Here is a 4,645-nt window from a genome sequence, read left to right on the forward strand (position 1 = left end):
TGCTAGACAAACTAACTTTATTGGAGAGTTTGATCCTGGCTCAGGATGAACGCTGGCGGCGTGCCTAATACATGCAAGTCGAGCGAATGGATTGAGAGCTTGCTCTCAAGAAGTTAGCGGCGGACGGGTGAGTAACACGTGGGTAACCTGCCCATAAGACTGGGATAACTCCGGGAAACCGGGGCTAATACCGGATAACATTTTGAACTGCATGGTTCGAAATTGAAAGGCGGCTTCGGCTGTCACTTATGGATGGACCCGCGTCGCATTAGCTAGTTGGTGAGGTAACGGCTCACCAAGGCAACGATGCGTAGCCGACCTGAGAGGGTGATCGGCCACACTGGGACTGAGACACGGCCCAGACTCCTACGGGAGGCAGCAGTAGGGAATCTTCCGCAATGGACGAAAGTCTGACGGAGCAACGCCGCGTGAGTGATGAAGGCTTTCGGGTCGTAAAACTCTGTTGTTAGGGAAGAACAAGTGCTAGTTGAATAAGCTGGCACCTTGACGGTACCTAACCAGAAAGCCACGGCTAACTACGTGCCAGCAGCCGCGGTAATACGTAGGTGGCAAGCGTTATCCGGAATTATTGGGCGTAAAGCGCGCGCAGGTGGTTTCTTAAGTCTGATGTGAAAGCCCACGGCTCAACCGTGGAGGGTCATTGGAAACTGGGAGACTTGAGTGCAGAAGAGGAAAGTGGAATTCCATGTGTAGCGGTGAAATGCGTAGAGATATGGAGGAACACCAGTGGCGAAGGCGACTTTCTGGTCTGTAACTGACACTGAGGCGCGAAAGCGTGGGGAGCAAACAGGATTAGATACCCTGGTAGTCCACGCCGTAAACGATGAGTGCTAAGTGTTAGAGGGTTTCCGCCCTTTAGTGCTGAAGTTAACGCATTAAGCACTCCGCCTGGGGAGTACGGCCGCAAGGCTGAAACTCAAAGGAATTGACGGGGGCCCGCACAAGCGGTGGAGCATGTGGTTTAATTCGAAGCAACGCGAAGAACCTTACCAGGTCTTGACATCCTCTGAAAACCCTAGAGATAGGGCTTCTCCTTCGGGAGCAGAGTGACAGGTGGTGCATGGTTGTCGTCAGCTCGTGTCGTGAGATGTTGGGTTAAGTCCCGCAACGAGCGCAACCCTTGATCTTAGTTGCCATCATTAAGTTGGGCACTCTAAGGTGACTGCCGGTGACAAACCGGAGGAAGGTGGGGATGACGTCAAATCATCATGCCCCTTATGACCTGGGCTACACACGTGCTACAATGGACGGTACAAAGAGCTGCAAGACCGCGAGGTGGAGCTAATCTCATAAAACCGTTCTCAGTTCGGATTGTAGGCTGCAACTCGCCTACATGAAGCTGGAATCGCTAGTAATCGCGGATCAGCATGCCGCGGTGAATACGTTCCCGGGCCTTGTACACACCGCCCGTCACACCACGAGAGTTTGTAACACCCGAAGTCGGTGGGGTAACCTTTTTGGAGCCAGCCGCCTAAGGTGGGACAGATGATTGGGGTGAAGTCGTAACAAGGTAGCCGTATCGGAAGGTGCGGCTGGATCACCTCCTTTCTATGGAGAATTGATGAACGCTGTTCATCAATATAAGTTTCCGTGTTTCGTTTTGTTCAGTTTTGAGAGAACTATCTCTCATATATAAATGTATGTTCTTTGAAAACTAGATAACAGTGTAGCTCATATTTTTTTAATTTTAGTTTGGTTAAGTTAGAAAGGGCGCACGGTGGATGCCTTGACACTAGGAGTCGATGAAGGACGGGACTAACGCCGATATGCTTCGGGGAGCTGTAAGTAAGCTTTGATCCGAAGATTTCCGAATGGGGAAACCCACTATACGTAATGGTATGGTATCCTTACCTGAATACATAGGGTATGGAAGACAGACCCAGGGAACTGAAACATCTAAGTACCTGGAGGAAGAGAAAGCAAATGCGATTTCCTGAGTAGCGGCGAGCGAAACGGAACATAGCCCAAACCAAGAGGCTTGCCTCTTGGGGTTGTAGGACATTCTATACGGAGTTACAAAGGAACGAGGTAGACGAAGCGACCTGGAAAGGTCCGTCGTAGAGGGTAACAACCCCGTAGTCGAAACTTCGTTCTCTCTTGAATGTATCCTGAGTACGGCGGAACACGTGAAATTCCGTCGGAATCTGGGAGGACCATCTCCCAAGGCTAAATACTCCCTAGTGATCGATAGTGAACCAGTACCGTGAGGGAAAGGTGAAAAGCACCCCGGAAGGGGAGTGAAAGAGATCCTGAAACCGTGTGCCTACAAATAGTCAGAGCCCGTTAATGGGTGATGGCGTGCCTTTTGTAGAATGAACCGGCGAGTTACGATCCCGTGCAAGGTTAAGCTGAAGAGGCGGAGCCGCAGCGAAAGCGAGTCTGAATAGGGCGTTTAGTACGTGGTCGTAGACCCGAAACCAGGTGATCTACCCATGTCCAGGGTGAAGTTCAGGTAACACTGAATGGAGGCCCGAACCCACGCACGTTGAAAAGTGCGGGGATGAGGTGTGGGTAGCGGAGAAATTCCAATCGAACCTGGAGATAGCTGGTTCTCCCCGAAATAGCTTTAGGGCTAGCCTTAAGTGTAAGAGTCTTGGAGGTAGAGCACTGATTGAACTAGGGGTCCTCATCGGATTACCGAATTCAGTCAAACTCCGAATGCCAATGACTTATCCTTAGGAGTCAGACTGCGAGTGATAAGATCCGTAGTCAAGAGGGAAACAGCCCAGATCGCCAGCTAAGGTCCCAAAGTGTGTATTAAGTGGAAAAGGATGTGGAGTTGCTTAGACAACTAGGATGTTGGCTTAGAAGCAGCCACCATTTAAAGAGTGCGTAATAGCTCACTAGTCGAGTGACTCTGCGCCGAAAATGTACCGGGGCTAAATACACCACCGAAGCTGCGAATTGATACCAATGGTATCAGTGGTAGGGGAGCGTTCTAAGTGCAGTGAAGTCAGACCGGAAGGACTGGTGGAGCGCTTAGAAGTGAGAATGCCGGTATGAGTAGCGAAAGACGGGTGAGAATCCCGTCCACCGAATGCCTAAGGTTTCCTGAGGAAGGCTCGTCCGCTCAGGGTTAGTCAGGACCTAAGCCGAGGCCGACAGGCGTAGGCGATGGACAACAGGTTGATATTCCTGTACCACCTCTTTATCGTTTGAGCAATGGAGGGACGCAGAAGGATAGAAGAAGCGTGCGATTGGTTGTGCACGTCCAAGCAGTTAGGCTGATAAGTAGGCAAATCCGCTTATCGTGAAGGCTGAGCTGTGATGGGGAAGCTCCTTATGGAGCGAAGTCTTTGATTCCCCGCTGCCAAGAAAAGCTTCTAGCGAGATAAAAGGTGCCTGTACCGCAAACCGACACAGGTAGGCGAGGAGAGAATCCTAAGGTGTGCGAGAGAACTCTGGTTAAGGAACTCGGCAAAATGACCCCGTAACTTCGGGAGAAGGGGTGCTTTCTTAACGGAAAGCCGCAGTGAATAGGCCCAAGCGACTGTTTAGCAAAAACACAGCTCTCTGCGAAGCCGTAAGGCGAAGTATAGGGGGTGACACCTGCCCGGTGCTGGAAGGTTAAGGAGAGGGGTTAGCGTAAGCGAAGCTCTGAACTGAAGCCCCAGTAAACGGCGGCCGTAACTATAACGGTCCTAAGGTAGCGAAATTCCTTGTCGGGTAAGTTCCGACCCGCACGAAAGGTGTAACGATTTGGGCACTGTCTCAACCAGAGACTCGGTGAAATTATAGTACCTGTGAAGATGCAGGTTACCCGCGACAGGACGGAAAGACCCCGTGGAGCTTTACTGTAGCCTGATATTGAATTTTGGTACAGTTTGTACAGGATAGGCGGGAGCCATTGAAACCGGAGCGCTAGCTTCGGTGGAGGCGCTGGTGGGATACCGCCCTGACTGTATTGAAATTCTAACCTACGGGTCTTATCGACCCGGGAGACAGTGTCAGGTGGGCAGTTTGACTGGGGCGGTCGCCTCCTAAAGTGTAACGGAGGCGCCCAAAGGTTCCCTCAGAATGGTTGGAAATCATTCGTAGAGTGCAAAGGCATAAGGGAGCTTGACTGCGAGACCTACAAGTCGAGCAGGGACGAAAGTCGGGCTTAGTGATCCGGTGGTTCCGCATGGAAGGGCCATCGCTCAACGGATAAAAGCTACCCCGGGGATAACAGGCTTATCTCCCCCAAGAGTCCACATCGACGGGGAGGTTTGGCACCTCGATGTCGGCTCATCGCATCCTGGGGCTGTAGTCGGTCCCAAGGGTTGGGCTGTTCGCCCATTAAAGCGGTACGCGAGCTGGGTTCAGAACGTCGTGAGACAGTTCGGTCCCTATCCGTCGTGGGCGTAGGAAATTTGAGAGGAGCTGTCCTTAGTACGAGAGGACCGGGATGGACGCACCGCTGGTGTACCAGTTGTTCTGCCAAGGGCATAGCTGGGTAGCTATGTGCGGAAGGGATAAGTGCTGAAAGCATCTAAGCATGAAGCCCCCCTCAAGATGAGATTTCCCATAGCGTAAGCTAGTAAGATCCCTGAAAGATGATCAGGTTGATAGGTTCGAGGTGGAAGCATGGTGACATGTGGAGCTGACGAATACTAATAGATCGAGGACTTAACCATATAATATG

General features: G+C 51.5%; 2 rRNA genes. Both read left to right on the forward strand.

Annotated elements, in window-relative coordinates:
• Positions 1–17 precede the first annotated feature (17 nt).
• Positions 18–1,569 (forward strand): 16S ribosomal RNA (locus tag AC0ONG_RS30245).
• A 146-nt stretch (positions 1,570–1,715) separates the two neighbouring features.
• A 23S ribosomal RNA gene (locus AC0ONG_RS30250) occupies positions 1,716–4,637 on the forward strand.
• The 16S and 23S rRNA genes sit together here, the layout of an rRNA operon.
• Positions 4,638–4,645: the final 8 nt, after the last annotated feature.

The sequence above is a fragment of the Bacillus sp. TCT6 genome, from assembly GCF_056033845.1.